A 16,316-nucleotide genomic window follows, 5' to 3' on the forward strand; every position below is an offset into this window, starting at 1 on the left:
AGCAAGAATCGGCCGGGCGCCGACGACGTGGGGAGGCTGTCGTGCCGTCGTACTGGCCGGTCTGGGTGATCGGCGCGGTCCTGCTGCTGGCCGCCGGGTTCGCCACCACGTTCCTGCCGCGCTGGCGGGCGCGGGCCGGCGCGCGCGAGGAGGCGTGGGTCATGGCACGTGCGGCCATCGAGAGCGCCCGCGTGAGCCGCGACGCGGCGTACACCCCCATCACGCAGGCCGAGCAGCTGCTCGCCCGCGCCGAGGCGATCGCCGCCGACCGGGGCGGGCGGTCCGCCGCGACTGCGGCGGCGCGCTACGCGCGACCGGCCGACGAGCTGTGGCGGGCGGCGGCCGGTGCGTGAGCGCCTTCCGGCGGGCTGGGTCCGCTGGCTACTGCTCGGCCTGGCCGCTACCTTCGTGATCATCTTCCTCGCGGCGCAGTACCAGAGCGCGAACGTCCACTACGGCGAGCTGCCCGAACGGGAGACGATCGCCGAGGGGTCGGCGGGCGAACTGACGGACGCGACACTGCCCTCGGTCGAGCAGATGACCGCGATGGTCGCCGCCAACCCGGTCGTGCGCCTCGACGGCGCGGTCGCCGTCTGGGACGCCGGGCAGGTCGCCGCCGTCACGGCCGGCCGGGACGTGCGCATCCTCGTCGCCCCGCCCGGCCTGACCGAGGAGCAGCGCCAACAGGTCAACGACGTGGAGAACGCCACCATCACGATCATCGGTACGCGGGTGACCGGCGACATGTACGTCGCCGTGGGCGACCGGGCGGCCGACTGGCGTGCCCAGTTCGGCCGCAACGACGTCACCAGCGCGCTGCTCACCCTCATCCCGGCGGTGACGGACCAGCCCGACGTCGACGGGTACGCCTACGTCGGGGCGTGGCGGGCGCCCACGAAGTCGGAGCTCGATCCGGTCGCCGCCGACCTGCGGGCCACCGGCGCGCATCTCGGCACCGGGGCCACGTTGACGAGCGTGCCCCGCAGGGCGGCCGCCGAGGCGTTCGGGACCGACGACGCGCTGGTCGTGGCGCTGCCGGCACAGCCACTGGACCGGCCCGCGCCCGACTACGGGCCGGCGCTGGCGGCCCTCTTCCCGGGCCGACCGCTCGTCGTCATGTACGGCAACTGGATCGAGTACCACGGCCCGCACGCGGACGAGTTCGCCGAGATCGCCAGCGCCGGCTTCTACGCCCGCTTCGGCGACCGGCTCAGCCGGTTCGCGTACCCGCAGGCCAACGTCCTGGGCGTCTACCTCGGCCGGGTCGCGGACATCCGCACCAGCGGCCTGTTCGACAAGCCGCCGCCCTACCGGCCGTTCGATCCGCTGCGGGTGGCGCTGCCGGCGCTGCCGTGGCTGTTCGCCGCCTGCGTGCTGGGGTTCCTGGCGCTGTCCGGGCGCACGCTGCTGCGGCCCGCGCTCGCCGCGCCGGCCCGGTTCGGCACGCTGCGCGGCGCCGGCCTGCGCGACCGGCTCGCCGCGCTCACCGCCCTCGCGGTGGAGATCTCCGGGCTGCCCGACGCCCGCGACGACGAGGCGCTGACCCGCGCGATCGGCAACCTGGTCGTGGCCCGCGAGTCGCTCGACGACAACCTGCCCGACCGGGTGGCCCGTTCGCTGCTCAACGACGCGCACCGGGACCTCGACGAGGTCGCCCGCCGCCTGCCCTACCCCGGGCTGCGGCCCGACGAGTACCTGCGGGGGCGGCTGGCATGACGAGACTGCTGGGCCGCGCGCTGGCGACGCCGTTCGGGCTCGCCGCGCTCGGCTGCCTCGTGCTCGCCGGCTGGGCGCTGTGGACGGGCGGGATCCTCGACGGCGCCGTCGCCCGCCAGGTGCGCACCTCGTCGGTGTACGCCGCGCCCGGCATCGACCTCGACGTCGCCGCGGCCGAGCAGGTCATCGGCAACCGCCGCCTCGTCGTCATCATTCTCGGCCCGGACGACGACCTGAGCGACGCGTGCGACGACGTCAAGACGGCCGCGGCCGGCACGGTGGTCGTCCTTCTCAAGCCCGACGGCGACGACGACGTGGACACGTACGGCTGCTCGACGATCGACCGCGAGGGCGACAGGTACCTCGGCCGGGCGGTCGCCGTGGAGACCACGATCTCCGACGGCGTCGACCCGTTCCACGACCGCTGGATCGACGCCGTGAAGGTCATCGTCGTCAACTACGACCAACTGGCGAAGTCCGGCTTCATCCCCTCGGACGCGCGCACGATCAGCCCGTCCCTGCCCCGCTACACGCTCGCCGGCGCGGCCGTGGGCGCGGTCGTCCTGGGCGCCGCGGTGCTGTTCGTGGCCGCCCGACGCGTGGGCCGGCGGGCGGCGGTCACGCACGCCCGCCGCGACGCCGCCACCGACAGCCGCACCCTGTGCACGGCGGCCGTGGCGGTCGTCGCCCAGCAGATCATCGACCTCGACGCGCGCTACGCCGCCGCCGCACGGCCCATCGCGACGACCCCGAAGGGTAAGCCGGCGCCCCGGCAGCCGGACTTCGCCAGCCGCTACCGGAACATCACCGCCGACTACGCGAAGCTCTTCACCGAGATCGCCGACGCCGACGAGCGCGGCGAAACGGACTACTCGCGATACACCCGCCGCGCCGAGTCGTTGGCGAAGCGCCTCCATACTCTCGCCGAAGACTGAGTTGTGGACTCCGTGGGCCGACATAGCGGCCACTTCCATCCTGGATCCGGCGTCGATGTCCGGTTTGGGACGATGGTCCCGCCCGGAGGGGGCGCGCGACCATGCCGACGGGCCGGCGGCCGCCCACAATGGGGACGTGGCAGGCGTTTCGAAGATCAGGCCGGAGGCGATCTGCCCGATCCGGCCGGGCGAGAAATGCACGCTGTGCCAGGTCAGCGTGACCGGGCCGCAGGACTGCGGGCTGGTCTACCTCGTCATGCACGACGACGAGCTGCGCGAGGGCCTGCGCAACCAGCGCCTCGCCCCTTCCGGCGCGGTGGCGTAGCACCCGGTACGGCGCTACGCCATCCGCGCCGCCGCTCCGGGTGGTAGTAGATCTGGCCGATGAGCCAACCCGCTGCGCTCGTTACGAAATCAGCCAATTATCGATCTACATGATCAGCCACGTTGACGCGCTAGAACCCGTTGTCGCAGCGTGAGCGAGGTCAACTATCGTTCCGAACGATCACAACTGTAGTTTCCGCCGCAGTCCAGTCAAACGACGCATCGCCGTTAATAAGATCTATACTTATGCAGTCGCTTCCTGTCGCCCAAATCGTCGACCTAGCGACACTCGGTTCCGATTCTCCTCGACATAATCCGTTAGCTCTCACCAGCTTCGAGGCACGGACCAGCACAACGGCTCCACCTGCAATTCGTACGAGTTTGAATCACTCGCTTTAGCGGAGGAGCACCTTGGTGGCTGGCACGCCCGAAGACACTGAGGCGCCGGCTCTGCCAAACCAAGTCCCAATTGCCGAGGCGGCACATGCGCCGATCGGCCCGGCAGCGCCCTCCAAAACGAGCAAGATCTTAGACACGATAGCAATCGTTATCGCGCCGATCATTGTGCCCGCCTTCATGTTGGCAACCGTTCGAAGCGGCCCAAACTACTCATTCATATCCGGTCTCACGCTCGCCGACATAGCATTCGGGATAGTTTCAGTCGCGTTCGCGGCACTCGCCCGAGCTGTTACCGGAAGAGGCGAATCGTGGAAACTCGTAGCAGTTGCAGCCGTTTTCGCGATTGTCTTTGCGACGGGCATAGCAACTAACCGCGATACTGCTGTGGATTCCGACAGGCTCACACACGAAGCTTCCAAGTGCCCAATCAGTTGTGACATGGCCACTCTCCAGGAGACCGCAATACGCATTGCGGAAAATGCACCTTCGGCACTACACTGGATGGTTGCCTTATTCATCGGAGCCCTGCTTTGCTCCGTTGCCACATACGCTATTTGGAGCGAAGCGTGAGCCCATTTGAAAACGACCTTAAGCCGAATGGGAAGCGTACCGAGCTAGTCTGGACTATTTCCCAGCTGGTTTTTGCAGCATCTTCGCTCGTTCTTATGGTTCTTACAATTGCGGACCGGATCACCCTAGAAGGACCCTATGGCTTTCTTCTACTCGGCATCGCCTTATCGACGCTCTACATCGCAGGGATCGTGCTGTTCGTCCGTAGACTACGGCGCGTCCGAACATACGGTCTCCGCCTGGCGTTAACCGGGCTTCCGGCCGTTGGCAAAACGATGTTCAGCGTGCTCGTCTTCGACACTCTGATGAACGAGCGGCTGCCAAATCTCCGCTTTAGCGCAGAGTCGCGGTCCATAATCTCTGTCTACCAAGCGATCCGCAATCTCTCGTCAGAAGTATGGCCCCGCTCTACCGCCAAAGGCAGCATTTCAGTTTATGAAGGCGTCATGGAATCGCGAAGGCTACGCGTCAACCTGGAACTAGGCGACTCGGCTGGAGAATACTGGCTCGACTTCGGCGAAGAAGACCAGCGCGATCCTGGCTACCTAGAATACGTGATCTCTGCCAACGGTTTGGTTCATGTTATACCCATTGAGTCGGTACTGACATCGTATTTATCGCCAAATTATCTGAACGATGAAATCCAAGACCTTCGTCTCGTCGCTCGCCTGAAGCGCCAAACGCGGGGTGACGCTGCACAGGTGCCGCTCCTAATTGTTCTATCCAAAGTTGACCTCGTCGTACCGCCGTCACTGCTCGAACAGCCGCACAGCGGACTTCTGCAGATTGTCGACATAACCGAGGTCCGATCCCTATCCCTTATGAGCGGGTTCAATGAAAGGGACGAGGCAAGACTGCTGGACGCACTCCACCTACTATCCGAATCGCTCGACGCCGACTTCTCAAGCGTTCAGTTCGTATTTTCCTCGGTGCCCGCAATAGTCCAAAGTCGGCTTGGCGTAGGCGAAACGGGTAGCGGACTCATTCGTTGGATTCTGCGCACCGCAATTAATACGCCAAAAGGACGACCGTCGATCTTCAGTATTCTAAGCGGCCCGCGATGATCGGTTGTAGATGCTGTCACAACGCCCGCCACAGAATGCGTCGACCGTCGAGCACACCGTCCTGCAGAACGCGCGGGTACTGACAGATCTCGAATGGCGTGTTGATAGGGGGTTAGACAGCCGCGTTGAGCCGGGCGAGGACGTCCGCGTCGAGCTTCACGTCCGCCGCGCCGATCGCCTCGTCCAGCTGGGCCATCGTGGACACCCCGACGATCGGGACGACCCCGTCGGCGAGCAGCCACGCGAGCACCACCTGGTTCGCGGTCACGCCCAGCTCGGCGGCCACCTCACGCAGCACGGCCAGGCGCGCCGTCGTGCCCGGGTGGTCGTAGATCTGCCCGATGGGCCGGTCGGCCCGCGTGTAGGCGCCGAACATCAACGTGTTGTACGCCCACAGCGTCAGGTCGCCCTCCTCGCGCACGTACCCGAGCAGCTCGTCGGACGCGAGCGTGTGCCCACCCTCGGGCAGCGTGACCCCGGGCCGGGGCCGCAGGTAGGTGTGCCGCAGCTGCACGTGCGTGTACGGGGTCCGACCGGACGACGCGGCCAGGGCGCGGGCGCGCTCCAGCCGCCAGGTGGGCAGGTTGCTCGCGCCGACCGCGCCGACCTTGCCTTCGCGGACCAGCCCGTCGAACGCCCCGACGGTCTCGTCGAGGGTGACCGACCGGTCCTCGACGTGCGCCCAGTAGAGGTCGACGCGGTCGGTGCGCAGGCGGCGCAGGCTCGCCTCGAGGCCGGCCCGGATGGTGCCGGCCGACAGGCCCTCGACGTGGTCGAGCGTGCGGTCGCCGGGCGTGACGGGTCGCGCGCCCACCTTCGTACCCAGGAAGATCTTGTCGCGGACAGCACCTCCGCGGGCGGCGAGCCAGGCGCCGATGGTGGCCTCGCTCTCGTCGCCCGTGCAGCCCTCCACCCAGAACGGGTAGTTGTTGGCCGTGTCGAGCATCGTGCCGCCGGCGTCGACGAAGCGGTCGAGCAGGGCGAAGCTGTCGCGCTGGTCCACCGCGCTGCCCAGGGGGATCGTGCCGAATGCGATTCTCATGCGGTCCACTCTCGGACCTGGAGCACGGTCCAGGTCAAGCACTTGACCTGGAGCCCACTCCAGGTGTGACCATGGCCGGGTGCCGTCATACACGCCGGCGCAGGTGGTGGAGAAGACCGGGTTCGGGCTCGACACCCTGCGCTACTACGAGAAGATCGGCCTGCTCAGCGACGTGGAGCGGACGGCCGCCGGCCAGCGCCGCTACACCGAGGGGCACGTCGAGTGGCTGGGCACCGTCGGGTGCCTGCGCGACACCGGCATGCCGATCGCCGAGATGCTGCGGTTCGCGGAGCTGGTCCGCGCCGGCGACCACACGATCGCCGACCGCGTCGCGCTGCTGCGCGAGCACGACGAGCGGGTGGGCGCGCAGATCGCCACGCTGCGGGACCGCCGCCGCTACATAAAAGCCAAGATTGAGTACTACGAGAGAGCGCGCTGACGCGGCCTCACCCGAACGTGCGGGCGCGCCACTCGACGGCGAGCAGGGCGAAGTCGAGCTCGGTGCTCCACTCGCCCTTGAAGAACTCGTTGTGCACGAGGCGCGCCTCCTCGCGCATGCCGAGCCGCCGCGCCAGCCGGGCCGAGGGCTCGTTGCGCTCGTCGAGCCGGGCGATGATCCGGTGCAGGCCGAGCTCCGCGAAGCCCAGGCGCAGCAGCTCGGTCACCGCCTCGGTGGCGTAGCCGCGGCCGGTGACGTCGTGGCGCAGCACGTAGCCGATCTCACCCGACTCGTGCAGCCGGCTGTGCCAGAACAGCACCACGTCGCCGACCAGCGCGCCGGTTGCCGCCACCTCGATGCCGAGCGTCAGGGCCTGGCCCTCGTCGGTCAGCTCCCGGCGCGCGAAGTCGTTCGCCAGCCGCGTCTCGATCACCTCGCGGGTCATCGGCTCGAACGGCAGGTAGCGGCAGACGTCCCTACGGCCGCGGTAGGCGAGCAGGGCGTCGACGTCGGCGTCGGTCAGCGGCCGCAGGAGCAGCCGCTCGGTGCGGATCGGGTAGGTGGGCCGCAGCGCGGCGGATGGGCTCATCGGCACGCAGATGATCATATGTGGGCCGGGTTGCCGCAGGTACCTACCATCGAGTTATTGATCTTCAGGCGCCGTTCACCGGGACGCCGTTCATGCCGGACAAGGAGTTCCTCGTCGAGGGTTCGCCGGTCATGCTGGCCGACGGGCGGACGGTGGCCACGATCCGTTGGCACACGTGGTCGGAGCGCTTCGAGGTGTTCGACGCCGTCGGCGCGCTGGTCGCCGAGTGCCGCCCGCACGGCATCATCCGCCGCCAGTATCCGGTCGTGACGCCCGACGGCCGCCTCGTGGTCAGCGTCCGCCCCGGCGGCTGGCGGCCCATCAACGGCGCCGAGGTGACCCTCGGCAGCGGCGGAACGGTGACCATCCGGCAGACGTCAGCGTGGTCGGACCGCACGTTCGAGTTCGCCGACGGGGGTGGACCTCTCGGCCGGATCACCCCGACGACCGGCACTGGCCGGAACTCGCTCGCTGGACCAGGCCGAGGCAGTCACCAGCCGGACACTCGCCTTCACTGAATTGGCAGCCGAACGCGCCAAGGCACGTATCGATCCCGGACGCGTCGCCGTTGACCTGACCGACGAGCGGTTGGATCGCATCCTCGAACAGATCGGTGCGGGCGACGCCGACTATGCGACGTTCCGCCGAACCGCAAGCCTCGCTGCTATCCGCGAGATCCAGACGATACGTGCCATTGTCAGACGAAGATGGCCCGAACGCACGAGCCCGTTCCTACTCTCGGTTCGACAGTCGGAGAAGCGCACAGCTTCCTAACACCGTGGTGCGTTCCCCCGATGGGGACGGCGTTCGCAGCGCGGCGCCGGCCACCGCCACCAAGAACGGCCTCACGCTCACGGTCGACCGCGTCTACGACGTGGCCGGGGTTTGGTACGTCGACCTTTCCGTTACCAACAACACCGGCACCCCGCAGAAACCGACCGTGCCGAACTTCCGTTTCTACGGACCCGCCGGCGACGATCCCCACGCGGGTGAGCCCTGCGGTTCCAGCTAGGAGGAGAACGTCGCCGACGGCGCAACGGTCACCGGCACGATCAGGGTCCGCTTCGGCGTCACCGCCGGCACCGGCCCGATGAAGGCAGCATTCCTACGGGCCGTCGGCACCGAAACCATCGATGTCACCATCACCCCGCACACCTGACTCTAAGTCCTACCAAGCTTGGCTGTAACTATTCAGGTATCCAGTCCGAGTGACGTACGACCGGTCCGTGCCTCCATCGGTTGCTCAGGTGGTGGCGTCTCCAGACAGCGGTCATGATGAGGTTTCGGGTGGGACCCGGCGTTCCCGCTCAACGTCGCGATCATCGGGCCTCCGGCGCCCGTTGGCACCTAGATCGGGGTTTCTGTGCAGGAGTGTGGCTGGGCTGCGCTCTGGTACAGAAGACGGCGGTCTTCACGACTAGCGGGGGGTGGTTTGTCGGTTATCGGGTCGTCGGGACTACGCGTCCGCACGGCATTCAACGATCATGGACCGCCACACATCAACAGCTGGCGTTCGGACTGCACGTCCGCACCGGAGATGGCGATCTCCACCCCGACGCGGACCACCTGAACAGTTACGCTTGGCTTAACGACGATCTAAACGAGTCAGGACCTCCGACCCGATCGCTTCGGGATCCTCCCGATGACCCAGCAACCGACCTGCTCGGACGATTCGGCTGTAATCCTTGGGCATGGTCATGGCCGAGTTGACTGTGGTGCGGCACGGGCAGAGCGAGGCGAATCTGGCGTTCGCCGCGGCGGAGGCGGCGGGCAGGCTCGACAGTGGTGTCGTCGGCCGTGATGTTGACGTCCCGCTGTCGCCGCTGGGTCGCGCACAGGCCCTGGCGGTGGGGCGCCGGTTGGCTGGCATGAGGCCGTCGCAGCGGCCGCAGGTGGTGGTGTGCTCGCCGTACCGGCGGGCGGGACAGACGTGGGAGCTGGCCCGCGCCGCGGCGCACGACATGGGGGCAGACCTGCCGTCGGCCTACGTCGATGACCGCGTGGGCGACCGGGTCATGGGCAGACTCGAGTTGATGACGTCGGCGGCGATCGAGGCCGGGTTCCCGAAGGAGGCGGCGCGGCGGCGTGAGGTTGGCGAGTTTGCCTACCGACCGCCTGGTGGGGAGTCGTTCGACGACATTGCCGTGCGGTTGGCCCGGGCTGTGACCGACCTGCACGCGCGGCATGCGGGGCAGCGGGTGTGGGTGATCGCCCACGACGCGGTGGTGCTGGTGATGCGCCGCCTGATCGAGAACCTCACTCCGGCCGAGCTGGCGGCTGTCGTCGTTGACGGACCCGTGGCCAACGCGTCCTTTACCCGGTTTGCGGCTGTGGCCGGCCGGCTCCGGCTGACCAGGTACAACGACGTCGAACACCTCGCCGAGGTCGGGCGGGACCGTGAGCCCTGATACCGGGCCGGTGAGCGTCGTGCGACCGGCTCCGAGCGCGGGTTGCCAATGCCGCCAGAGATAGAGAGGATTGTATCTATCGGAGGGCCTCGAGGGAGCGCGATGGGCAGGTTGACGCGTCTGGGCGCGTACATGGTGGTGCTGATTGTCTCCGTGCCGATGCTGGTGCTGCTCGTCGAGGCCCCGGCGTCGGCGGCGTCCCTCATTCAGTACGTGACGAAGACGTCGGCGTTGAACAGCACCTCGCCCAAGCAGCTGAGCATGACCTGTCCCGCCGGGTATGTCGCGATCAGCGGTGGAGCGCGCATCACGGGCGGCTCCGCCCAGGTCACCATTTCGAAGATGCGCCCGCACAGTGCTATCCAGCCTGGCCACATGTCCTTCGAGGCCAGGGAGGACGCCGACGGCTACCAGTCCAACTGGAAGTTCTCCGCGACCGCGATCTGCTATTACAAGCCGGCCGGGTTCACGTACATCGAGCGGGCGTCCCAGTCCACCTCAGGGATGGTTACCGCCGGTCGATGCGAAGACCAGCAGGTCCTCGGCACCGGATACATCACGGGTGGAGCTGTCCTCAAAGGGATGTACGAGTTGGAGGGCAGGAAACTCCTGGCGTTCGGACCCGCCCACTCACCTGGCTCCCCGACGGAGTTGAACGTCACGACGGTCTCGGTCTGCGCTGACGAGCAGTTGCCAGGAATCCGGATGGTGCACGTCTCGAGTCCGATCAACACCAGCGTCCAGAAGTACGTCAGCGCGAGCTGTCCGGCAGGCACGACGCTGTCCGGTGTGATGGGACGACTGGGTGGATCGACGACGAATGTGGTCGTCGACTCCTTCGACGTCGACGGCAACGGCGTTCGCGTCGGCGGTCAGACCGAAGGGCTCGCCACTGACATCTCGTGGAATGTCACGGCCACCGCGGTATGCACCACGGCCTAGGTCGCGAGCAGCACCCGGTCGACGACCGGCTCGAAGCCCCAGCGCCGGTACGCCGCGTCGGCCGTGTGGTCGGCCGCGCCGGCGAAGACGAGCACATCGTCGGCGATCCGCGAAGCCGCCGCACAGGCCGCGACGAACGCGGCGTCCCCGTGGCGGGGGTCGTCAACGGAGTACACCGCGCCGAGCCGGGCCATGCCCTCGACAACGCGGCTACGCCCGGCCATCGCGGTGGGCACGCCGTCGACCTCCCACAGCACGATGCCGCCGTAGCTGAGCGGGTCGTCCACCACGTATGCCAGCTCGCTCGGGTCGCCGGGGTGGGCCGCCATGAGCGCCTCATACCAGGAGACGAGCAGGTCGCGGTCGCCGTCGTCGGCGGGCCGGGGGCGTCCGGGCGGCGGCATCGGCGCGCGCAACCGGTCGAGCCGGTAGAGCCGCACGCGGGACTGCTCGGTCAGCGCCACCCCACCGCGCCGCCAGGCGTCCACCGCCACGTCGGCCAGCCCCCCGTCAACGCCCACCGGCGGCAGCGTGGGCAGGGTCGCGGCCAGTGCGGTGACCGCTTCATCGGGCATCGATGACAACACGGGGTCGTGCCCGGGCGCCCGCAGGAACGCGCCCGCCACCATCCCGTCGTCGGCACGCCACCAGCCGTAGAGCTGGTCGGCATCATCGCTGGGCCGGGCGGCGAGGTACGCGGCCTCCGTCAACAGTGTGGTGTGGTCGACGGGTCGGGCGCCGAGGAACTCACCGGCCGCCGCCAGGAACGCGTGGACATCACCAGACATGGACCAGCTCACGTCGCCGCCTCCGCTCCGCTCCGGCGTCGACGTGGTTCCGCCGAGCTGATGGTCCGCTCGCTGCGCTCGCTCACGGGGCATCCTTACGCCGCACGTCGCCGGACCGCAAGGCGCCGAACGGCTATCCGACCGTGGCCGCGACGGCGACAGCGTCCTCCGGTGACGTAAGCCCTTCCAGGCGGTACGCGACGCGGCCGACCTGCCAGACCAGCGTGGGTCCCGCCAGGCGGGCCGCCTCGGTGTGCCACTGCCCGTCGCGGTCCACGTAGGTGAGCGGGTGCGGCCGCGGCAGCCACATGCCCTGCCGCCAGCCGACCTGGACCCACTGCACGTCCGGGGTGGACTTGGCGAAGCCGAGGTCGACCTCGCCGTCGAACGCGTCGATGCGCACATCGCCGCCCCGGTAGATCAGTGTCACCACCCGGGGCGCGCCGTCGGGCCCGGGGTCGGCCACCTCCACCCGCTCCGGCGCGCCCCAGACGGCGGGGACCTCGACGGGGAACCGGGCGACGGCGCGGGCGCCGGCCAGGTCCGTCGGCCCGGCCGACGGCAGCGGGCTCGGCGACGGCGGCAGCGTCACCGGCGCCGCGCCCGTGAACACCTCGATGCCCGCGAAGCGCAACACGTCGCCGATCATGTCCGCGACCGCGCGGCGGGCCGGCGGCACCGTCACGACGATGATCACGGCGGTCACGACCACGACGGCGGCGGCGAGTCGGACGCGCAGCTTCGCCAGCGCCCGCGACGTGCGCGACTTGACCGTGCCGCGGGGCACGCCGAGCGCCTCGGCGGTCTCGGCCTCGCTCATGTCGAGCAGGAACCGGTGCACGACCGCGTCCCGTTCGGCCGGGTTGAGCCCGCGGACGGCCTCGACGAGCAGTTCGCGGTCGGCGGCGTGCAGCGTGGACTCGACGGGCCGGTCGGGGCCGGCCTCGGACCGCTCGGCGACGGCCGCGACCCGCGCGGTCATGTCGTCGCGGCGGCGCTTGGACCGGTGCAGGTTGCGGGTCTCGTTCGCGACGATGGTGAGCAGCCAGGCCCTAAACGGCGACTCGCCCCGGTAGTCGGCGAGGCGCCGGTACGCCTTGACGAACGCCTCCTGCACGACGTCGTCGGTGTCGTTGCCGGCGCCGAGCAGGGTCGCGGTGCGCCGCGCGGCCGCGAGGTGCCGCCCGAGCAGCGTGTCGAATGCCGCCCGGTCGCCCTCCCGGGCCGCCAGGACCAGCTCGGTGTCGTCCAGCGTGTCCTCCCCGTCTCCGCCGTTGCACCACTGTGACACCGGCGGAACCGATCCGGTTCCCGCGGTGTCAGTCGCACATGATGACTCGTCGCCACCTGCTCACCGCCGCCGGTCTCGGCGCCACGGTCGCCCTTGTCGGCTGTGACAACACAAAGTCCAATTCTCCGGGTACGCCGGCCGGCGTCCCCGACGTACTCCTTGTTGATGTTTCTGGGGGTTTGACGGCCGTGCGCGGCGCGGCGGTCGCGACCGCGAGCGCCGGCGCGGTGACCAGCCTTGACGGGACGCGACTGTTCGCCGCCGAGGATGCCGGCGGCGACACCATCCTGCGCACCGTCGACACGAGGACGGGACAGGTCGTCGGCGAGTACAAGCTCAGGGGGCGGTGGGCGCCACGGGCCGCGCCGGTCGGCGGGCAGCGGGTCGCGCTGACCGCGCCGCCCGCGGCGGGCGCGTCGCCGTTCCTGCCTGCGGGCCGCAAGCGGACGGAGATCCTGATCGCCACCCCCGGGAAGGAGGTGGCCCGCCTGGACCTGGCCGGCAACCTGGTGCCGGACACGTTCGACACGTCGGGCAACGGCCTGTACGTGCTCGACTGGCTGCCGCCGACCGCGCCACACCACTACCGGGTGCGCTGGGTCGACCTCATCGGCGGCGCGGTCATCCCGCTCAACACGATCGCCAAGACCCCGGTGCCGCAGGGCGCCGAGGAGGAGATGAGCGGCGAGGGCCGGCTGGCCGTGTACAGCCCGCGGCAGGGCATGCTGTTCACCCTCTACACCCATCAGCCCGACCACCAGCACACCCGGGACCTGATCGCGGACCGCCGCTCGAACGTGCACGCGTTCGTGCACAGCCTGAACCTCACCCAGCGGTGGGCGTACTGCGTGGACCTGCCGGCGCCGTTCGGCGAGGGCGACGGATCCACGCACACGATCGCCGAGGACCAGACCGGCCGGTCGCTGTACGTCTACGACGGGGCGTCGGGCTCGCTCGCCGTCGTCGACACGGAGAACCTGGCCCTGGGCAGCCCTCAGCCGCCGCAGGTGGTCACGGTGCCCCGCGCGGCCGGCACGGCGTACGCGGCGGCCGCGACCCAGCGCGTGTTCCTCGGCGGGGACGCGGCCGTGCACGTCGTGCGGCCCGACGGGTCCGTCATCGCCACGTGGAAGGTCGCCGACAAGGTGCGTGGCCTGGGCGTGAGCGCCGACGGCAGCCGGCTCTACGTCGGACAGTCCGACCGGGTGCTGATGCTCGACGCCACGTCCGGCAGGCAGACCGGGTGGGTCGCCGTGCCCGGGCTGGTGGCGTTGCGCCGGGCCCTGTGATCAGCGTCATAGACGTATGACTATGCTGGCGATTCAACCGTCTCTCTATCCAAAGGAGCAGATGTGCGCAGGTTCCTGAAGGGACGGCGACTCGCCATGGTCCTGACGCTCGTGGCGTTGGGCGGGGCCGGGGTGGCGCTCGCGGTGCCCGCCTACGCCGAGACGCAGGACGTGTACGGCACGACCTTCGTCGACGGGGCGGGCGCGCTGACCGACGACTGGGGCGACAACGCCAACGAGCTCGGCCACTCGCTGTGCTACGGCTGCGCCGACTCGCGGACCGACCTGGTCACGCTGTGGCAGGCGGTGCTCTACGTCGACGGCTACCTCACCAACACCGACGTCGACGGCCAGTTCGGGCCGAAGACCCGCGACGCCACCAAGGCGTGGCAGAGCTACCGCGGCCTGGACTCGGACGGGTACGTCGGCGACGACACGTGGAGCAAGGCCGACAACTTCCTCGTGTGGGACACCTACGGCGGCTTCGTCACGTACTCGGGCCGCTACGGCGACGTGGAGCTGGAGCGGGGCACCGGGTACAAGGGCGAGGGGGCCTACCTCCTCTCCGCGGCCCGCCGGGGCAGCACGTGGGTCTTCTTCGAGTCGAGCCGGGCCGCGACGAACAGCCGGATCGAGTTCCGCAAGCGGACGTACACGCCCTACCTCTGAGTAACGGTCCTACCGGCGCGGACACGCGCCGGTAGGACCCGGCAAGCCCGATAATCCAGGCATGGAACGCACGGAGGACGAGCGCCGGGCGCTGGACGCCGCCGGCGGCGTCGTCGTGGGCCGGCTCGCCGCCGCGGGGGTCCGGGCGGTCGCCATGACCTGGGTGGACAACGCCGGGGTGACCCGGGCGAAGACCGTCCCCGTCGACCGGCTGGCCGCCGCGGCCGCCTGGGGCGTGGGCATGTCCCCCGTCCACGACGTGTTTCTCGTCGACGACTCGATCACGTCGGGGCGGCACATCGGCGGCCCGGTCGGCGACCTGCGGCTGCACCCGGACCTCGACGCGGTCACCGTGCTGGCCGCCCAGCCGGGCTGGGCCTGGGCGCCCGTCGACCGGTGGACGCAGGACGGCAACCCGTACCCGGTCGACCAGCGGCTCTTCGCCCGGCGGATGGCGCGGCGGGCCCGCGACGCCGGCGTCGAGCTGCGCATGGCCTTCGAGATCGAGTGGTACCTGGGCACGGCCGACGGCTCGCCCGCCGCCACCGGCCCGGCGTACGGGATGACGCAGGTGGTCACGCTGTCGGACTACGCCCGGGACCTGCTCGAGGCGCTCGACGCGCAGGGCGTCCCGGTCGAGCAGTTCCATCCCGAGTACGCGGCGAGCCAACTGGAGATCTCCGTCTCCCCTACCAACCCCGTGGGCGCGGCCGACCGGGTGGTGCTGGCCCGCGAGACGATCCGGGCCGTCTCCGCCCGGCACGGCCTGCGCGCCTCGTTCGCGCCGGTGCCCGTCGCCGGGGCGGTCGGCAACGGCATGCACCTGCACTTCTCCGCGTGGTCGCCGACCGACGCCCACCTCTTCGCGAACGGTCCGGGCCGCTACGGCCTGACCGCGCCGGGCGAGTCGATCCTGGCCGGCGTGCTGGACCGGCTGCCGGCGCTCGTGGGCCTTGCCGCGCCGAGCGTGTCGAGCCACCTGCGGCGGGTGCCGCAGCGCTGGGCCGGGGCGTACCAGTGCTGGGGGCGGGAGAACCGGGAGGCGGCGCTGCGGTTCGTCACCGGCGCCGCGGGCTCGCGCGGAGCGGCGGCCAACGCCGAGATCAAGTGCTGCGACGCGTCGGCGAACCCGTACCTGGTGGTGGGCGCCGTGTGCCTGATCGCGGTCGAGAGCCTGGACAAGGGCCTGACACTGCCGGCCGAGACCCTCGTCGACCCGGCCACGCTGACCGGGGCCGACCAGCCGCCGCGGCTGCCCGAGACGGCCGCCGACGCGGTCGAGCGCCTGCTCGCCGACGCCGGCCTGCGGGCGGCCCTGGGCGAGGAGCTGGTCGACGCGCACTCGGCCGTACGCCGGGCGGAGGTCGAGCTGTTCGCCGACCGGACGGCGGAACAGGTCGCGGAGTCGGTGCGGTGGCGGTACTGACCGAGCTGGACCTGTCCGCGCTGCCACTGATCGACCAGCACTGCCACGCGGTCACGGACGGCGATGTCGAGCTGGAGCGGTGGTGCACCGAGTCGCCGTGGCCGGCCGCGCCCGGCACGTCCCACCTGGACGGACAGTTGGGGCTGGCGCTGCGCCGGTGGTGCGCACCCGCGCTGGGCCTGCCGGCGCACGCGCCGATCGGGGACTACCTGCGCGTACGCCGGGAGTTGGGTGGTGAGCGGGCCACCGGGGAGCTGATGCGGGCCGCGGACCTGGCGGCCCTGCTCGTTGATACCGGGTTGCCCGGTGGCGGGCTCGACGCGCTGGGGGCGGCGGCGGGCGCGCCGGTGCGCGAGGTGGTGCGGCTCGAGGCGTTGGCGGCGTCGGTGGCGGCCGGGGCGACGGCGGCGGGGTTCGCGGGCGCG

Annotated in this window: 19 protein-coding genes and 1 pseudogene; 15 read left to right on the forward strand and 5 right to left on the reverse strand. The window is 70.0% G+C overall.

Going from position 1 to position 16,316, the window contains the following annotated elements:
- The first annotated feature begins 41 nt into the window (after positions 1 to 41).
- From ABD211_RS19650 to ABD211_RS19675, 6 genes are all read left to right on the forward strand, one after another.
- Complete coding sequence (locus tag ABD211_RS19650; RefSeq protein WP_344133771.1) at positions 42 to 353, forward strand: DUF6403 family protein; 312 nt, start codon at positions 42 to 44, stop codon at positions 351 to 353.
- Positions 346 to 1,716, forward strand: coding sequence for a hypothetical protein (locus ABD211_RS19655; RefSeq protein WP_344133774.1), 1,371 nt, complete (start codon positions 346 to 348; stop codon positions 1,714 to 1,716). Before ABD211_RS19650 ends, ABD211_RS19655 begins: the two co-directional genes overlap by 8 nt.
- A complete protein-coding gene (locus ABD211_RS19660; protein ID WP_344133777.1) occupies positions 1,713 to 2,651 on the forward strand; it encodes a hypothetical protein in 939 nt (312 codons plus the stop codon). Before ABD211_RS19655 ends, ABD211_RS19660 begins: the two co-directional genes overlap by 4 nt.
- A 136-nt stretch (positions 2,652 to 2,787) precedes the next feature.
- On the forward strand, positions 2,788 to 2,976 hold the full coding sequence (locus ABD211_RS19665; protein WP_344133780.1) for a DUF6767 domain-containing protein: 189 nt from the start codon (positions 2,788 to 2,790) through the stop codon (positions 2,974 to 2,976).
- Between the two features lie 413 nt (positions 2,977 to 3,389).
- Positions 3,390 to 3,944, forward strand: coding sequence for a hypothetical protein (locus ABD211_RS19670; protein WP_344133783.1), 555 nt, complete (start codon positions 3,390 to 3,392; stop codon positions 3,942 to 3,944).
- Complete coding sequence (locus tag ABD211_RS19675) at positions 3,941 to 5,008, forward strand: hypothetical protein (protein WP_344133786.1); 1,068 nt, start codon at positions 3,941 to 3,943, stop codon at positions 5,006 to 5,008. The genes ABD211_RS19670 and ABD211_RS19675 overlap by 4 nt, the downstream gene beginning before the upstream one ends.
- Before the next feature lie 112 nt (positions 5,009 to 5,120).
- Here ABD211_RS19675 and ABD211_RS19680 read toward each other — a convergent pair whose 3' ends face one another.
- Entirely contained in the window at positions 5,121 to 6,050 is a 930-nt protein-coding gene (locus ABD211_RS19680) for an aldo/keto reductase (protein WP_344133789.1), read from the reverse strand.
- 79 nt (positions 6,051 to 6,129) lie between these two features.
- On the opposite strand from ABD211_RS19680, the gene ABD211_RS19685 reads away from it, so the two are divergent.
- The gene (locus tag ABD211_RS19685; RefSeq protein WP_344133792.1) at positions 6,130 to 6,489 is read left to right on the forward strand and encodes a MerR family transcriptional regulator; all 360 of its coding nucleotides are present in this window, start codon (positions 6,130 to 6,132) and stop codon (positions 6,487 to 6,489) included.
- Positions 6,490 to 6,496: 7 nt separating this feature from the next.
- On the opposite strand, the gene ABD211_RS19690 is transcribed toward ABD211_RS19685, so the two are convergent.
- Positions 6,497 to 7,078: a GNAT family N-acetyltransferase gene (locus ABD211_RS19690; RefSeq protein WP_344133825.1), complete on the reverse strand. Its 582-nt coding sequence runs from the start codon at positions 7,076 to 7,078 to the stop codon at positions 6,497 to 6,499.
- A 20-nt stretch (positions 7,079 to 7,098) separates the two neighbouring features.
- Between ABD211_RS19690 and ABD211_RS19695 the strand changes: the two genes are divergently transcribed.
- Both ABD211_RS19695 and ABD211_RS19700 read left to right on the forward strand, forming a co-directional pair.
- Positions 7,099 to 7,596 carry a hypothetical protein gene (locus ABD211_RS19695; RefSeq protein ID WP_344133795.1) on the forward strand — a complete coding sequence of 166 codons (498 nt, stop codon included), beginning with the start codon at positions 7,099 to 7,101 and terminating at the stop codon, positions 7,594 to 7,596.
- 260 nt (positions 7,597 to 7,856) lie between these two features.
- Positions 7,857 to 8,090: a hypothetical protein gene (locus ABD211_RS19700; RefSeq protein ID WP_344133798.1), complete on the forward strand. Its 234-nt coding sequence runs from the start codon at positions 7,857 to 7,859 to the stop codon at positions 8,088 to 8,090.
- On the opposite strand, the gene ABD211_RS19705 is transcribed toward ABD211_RS19700, so the two are convergent.
- Positions 8,087 to 8,209, reverse strand: a complete 123-nt coding sequence (locus ABD211_RS19705; protein ID WP_344133801.1) for a hypothetical protein — start codon at positions 8,207 to 8,209, stop codon at positions 8,087 to 8,089. The two genes, ABD211_RS19700 and ABD211_RS19705, sit on opposite strands and share 4 nt — an antisense overlap.
- A gap of 560 nt (positions 8,210 to 8,769) precedes the next feature.
- Here ABD211_RS19705 and ABD211_RS19710 point away from each other — a divergent pair.
- The gene (locus ABD211_RS19710) at positions 8,770 to 9,486 is read left to right on the forward strand and encodes a histidine phosphatase family protein (protein WP_344133804.1); all 717 of its coding nucleotides are present in this window, start codon (positions 8,770 to 8,772) and stop codon (positions 9,484 to 9,486) included.
- Positions 9,487 to 9,645: 159 nt separating this feature from the next.
- Positions 9,646 to 10,428 carry a hypothetical protein gene (locus tag ABD211_RS19715; protein ID WP_344133807.1) on the forward strand — a complete coding sequence of 261 codons (783 nt, stop codon included), beginning with the start codon at positions 9,646 to 9,648 and terminating at the stop codon, positions 10,426 to 10,428.
- Here ABD211_RS19715 and ABD211_RS19720 read toward each other — a convergent pair.
- Positions 10,425 to 11,216: a GNAT family N-acetyltransferase gene (locus ABD211_RS19720; protein ID WP_344133810.1), complete on the reverse strand. Its 792-nt coding sequence runs from the start codon at positions 11,214 to 11,216 to the stop codon at positions 10,425 to 10,427. The two genes, ABD211_RS19715 and ABD211_RS19720, sit on opposite strands and share 4 nt — an antisense overlap.
- 133 nt (positions 11,217 to 11,349) lie before the next feature.
- The gene (locus ABD211_RS19725) at positions 11,350 to 12,507 is read right to left on the reverse strand and encodes an RNA polymerase sigma factor (protein WP_344133813.1); all 1,158 of its coding nucleotides are present in this window, start codon (positions 12,505 to 12,507) and stop codon (positions 11,350 to 11,352) included.
- Positions 12,508 to 12,545: 38 nt separating this feature from the next.
- On the opposite strand from ABD211_RS19725, the gene ABD211_RS19730 reads away from it, so the two are divergent.
- The 4 genes and pseudogenes from ABD211_RS19730 to ABD211_RS19745 form a co-directional block, all read left to right on the forward strand.
- Entirely contained in the window at positions 12,546 to 13,796 is a 1,251-nt protein-coding gene (locus ABD211_RS19730; RefSeq protein ID WP_344133816.1) for a YncE family protein, read from the forward strand.
- 63 nt (positions 13,797 to 13,859) lie between these two features.
- Entirely contained in the window at positions 13,860 to 14,465 is a 606-nt protein-coding gene (locus tag ABD211_RS19735; RefSeq protein WP_344133819.1) for a peptidoglycan-binding domain-containing protein, read from the forward strand.
- A gap of 61 nt (positions 14,466 to 14,526) precedes the next feature.
- Positions 14,527 to 15,891, forward strand: a complete 1,365-nt coding sequence (locus tag ABD211_RS19740) for a type I glutamate--ammonia ligase (protein WP_344133822.1) — start codon at positions 14,527 to 14,529, stop codon at positions 15,889 to 15,891.
- Positions 15,879 to 16,316, forward strand: a pseudogene (locus tag ABD211_RS19745) (amidohydrolase); the annotation flags it as partial. The gene ABD211_RS19740 and the pseudogene ABD211_RS19745, both read left to right, overlap by 13 nt.

It is taken from the genome of Luedemannella flava, from assembly GCF_039528515.1.
Taxonomy (GTDB): Bacteria; Actinomycetota; Actinomycetes; order Mycobacteriales; family Micromonosporaceae; genus Luedemannella; species Luedemannella flava.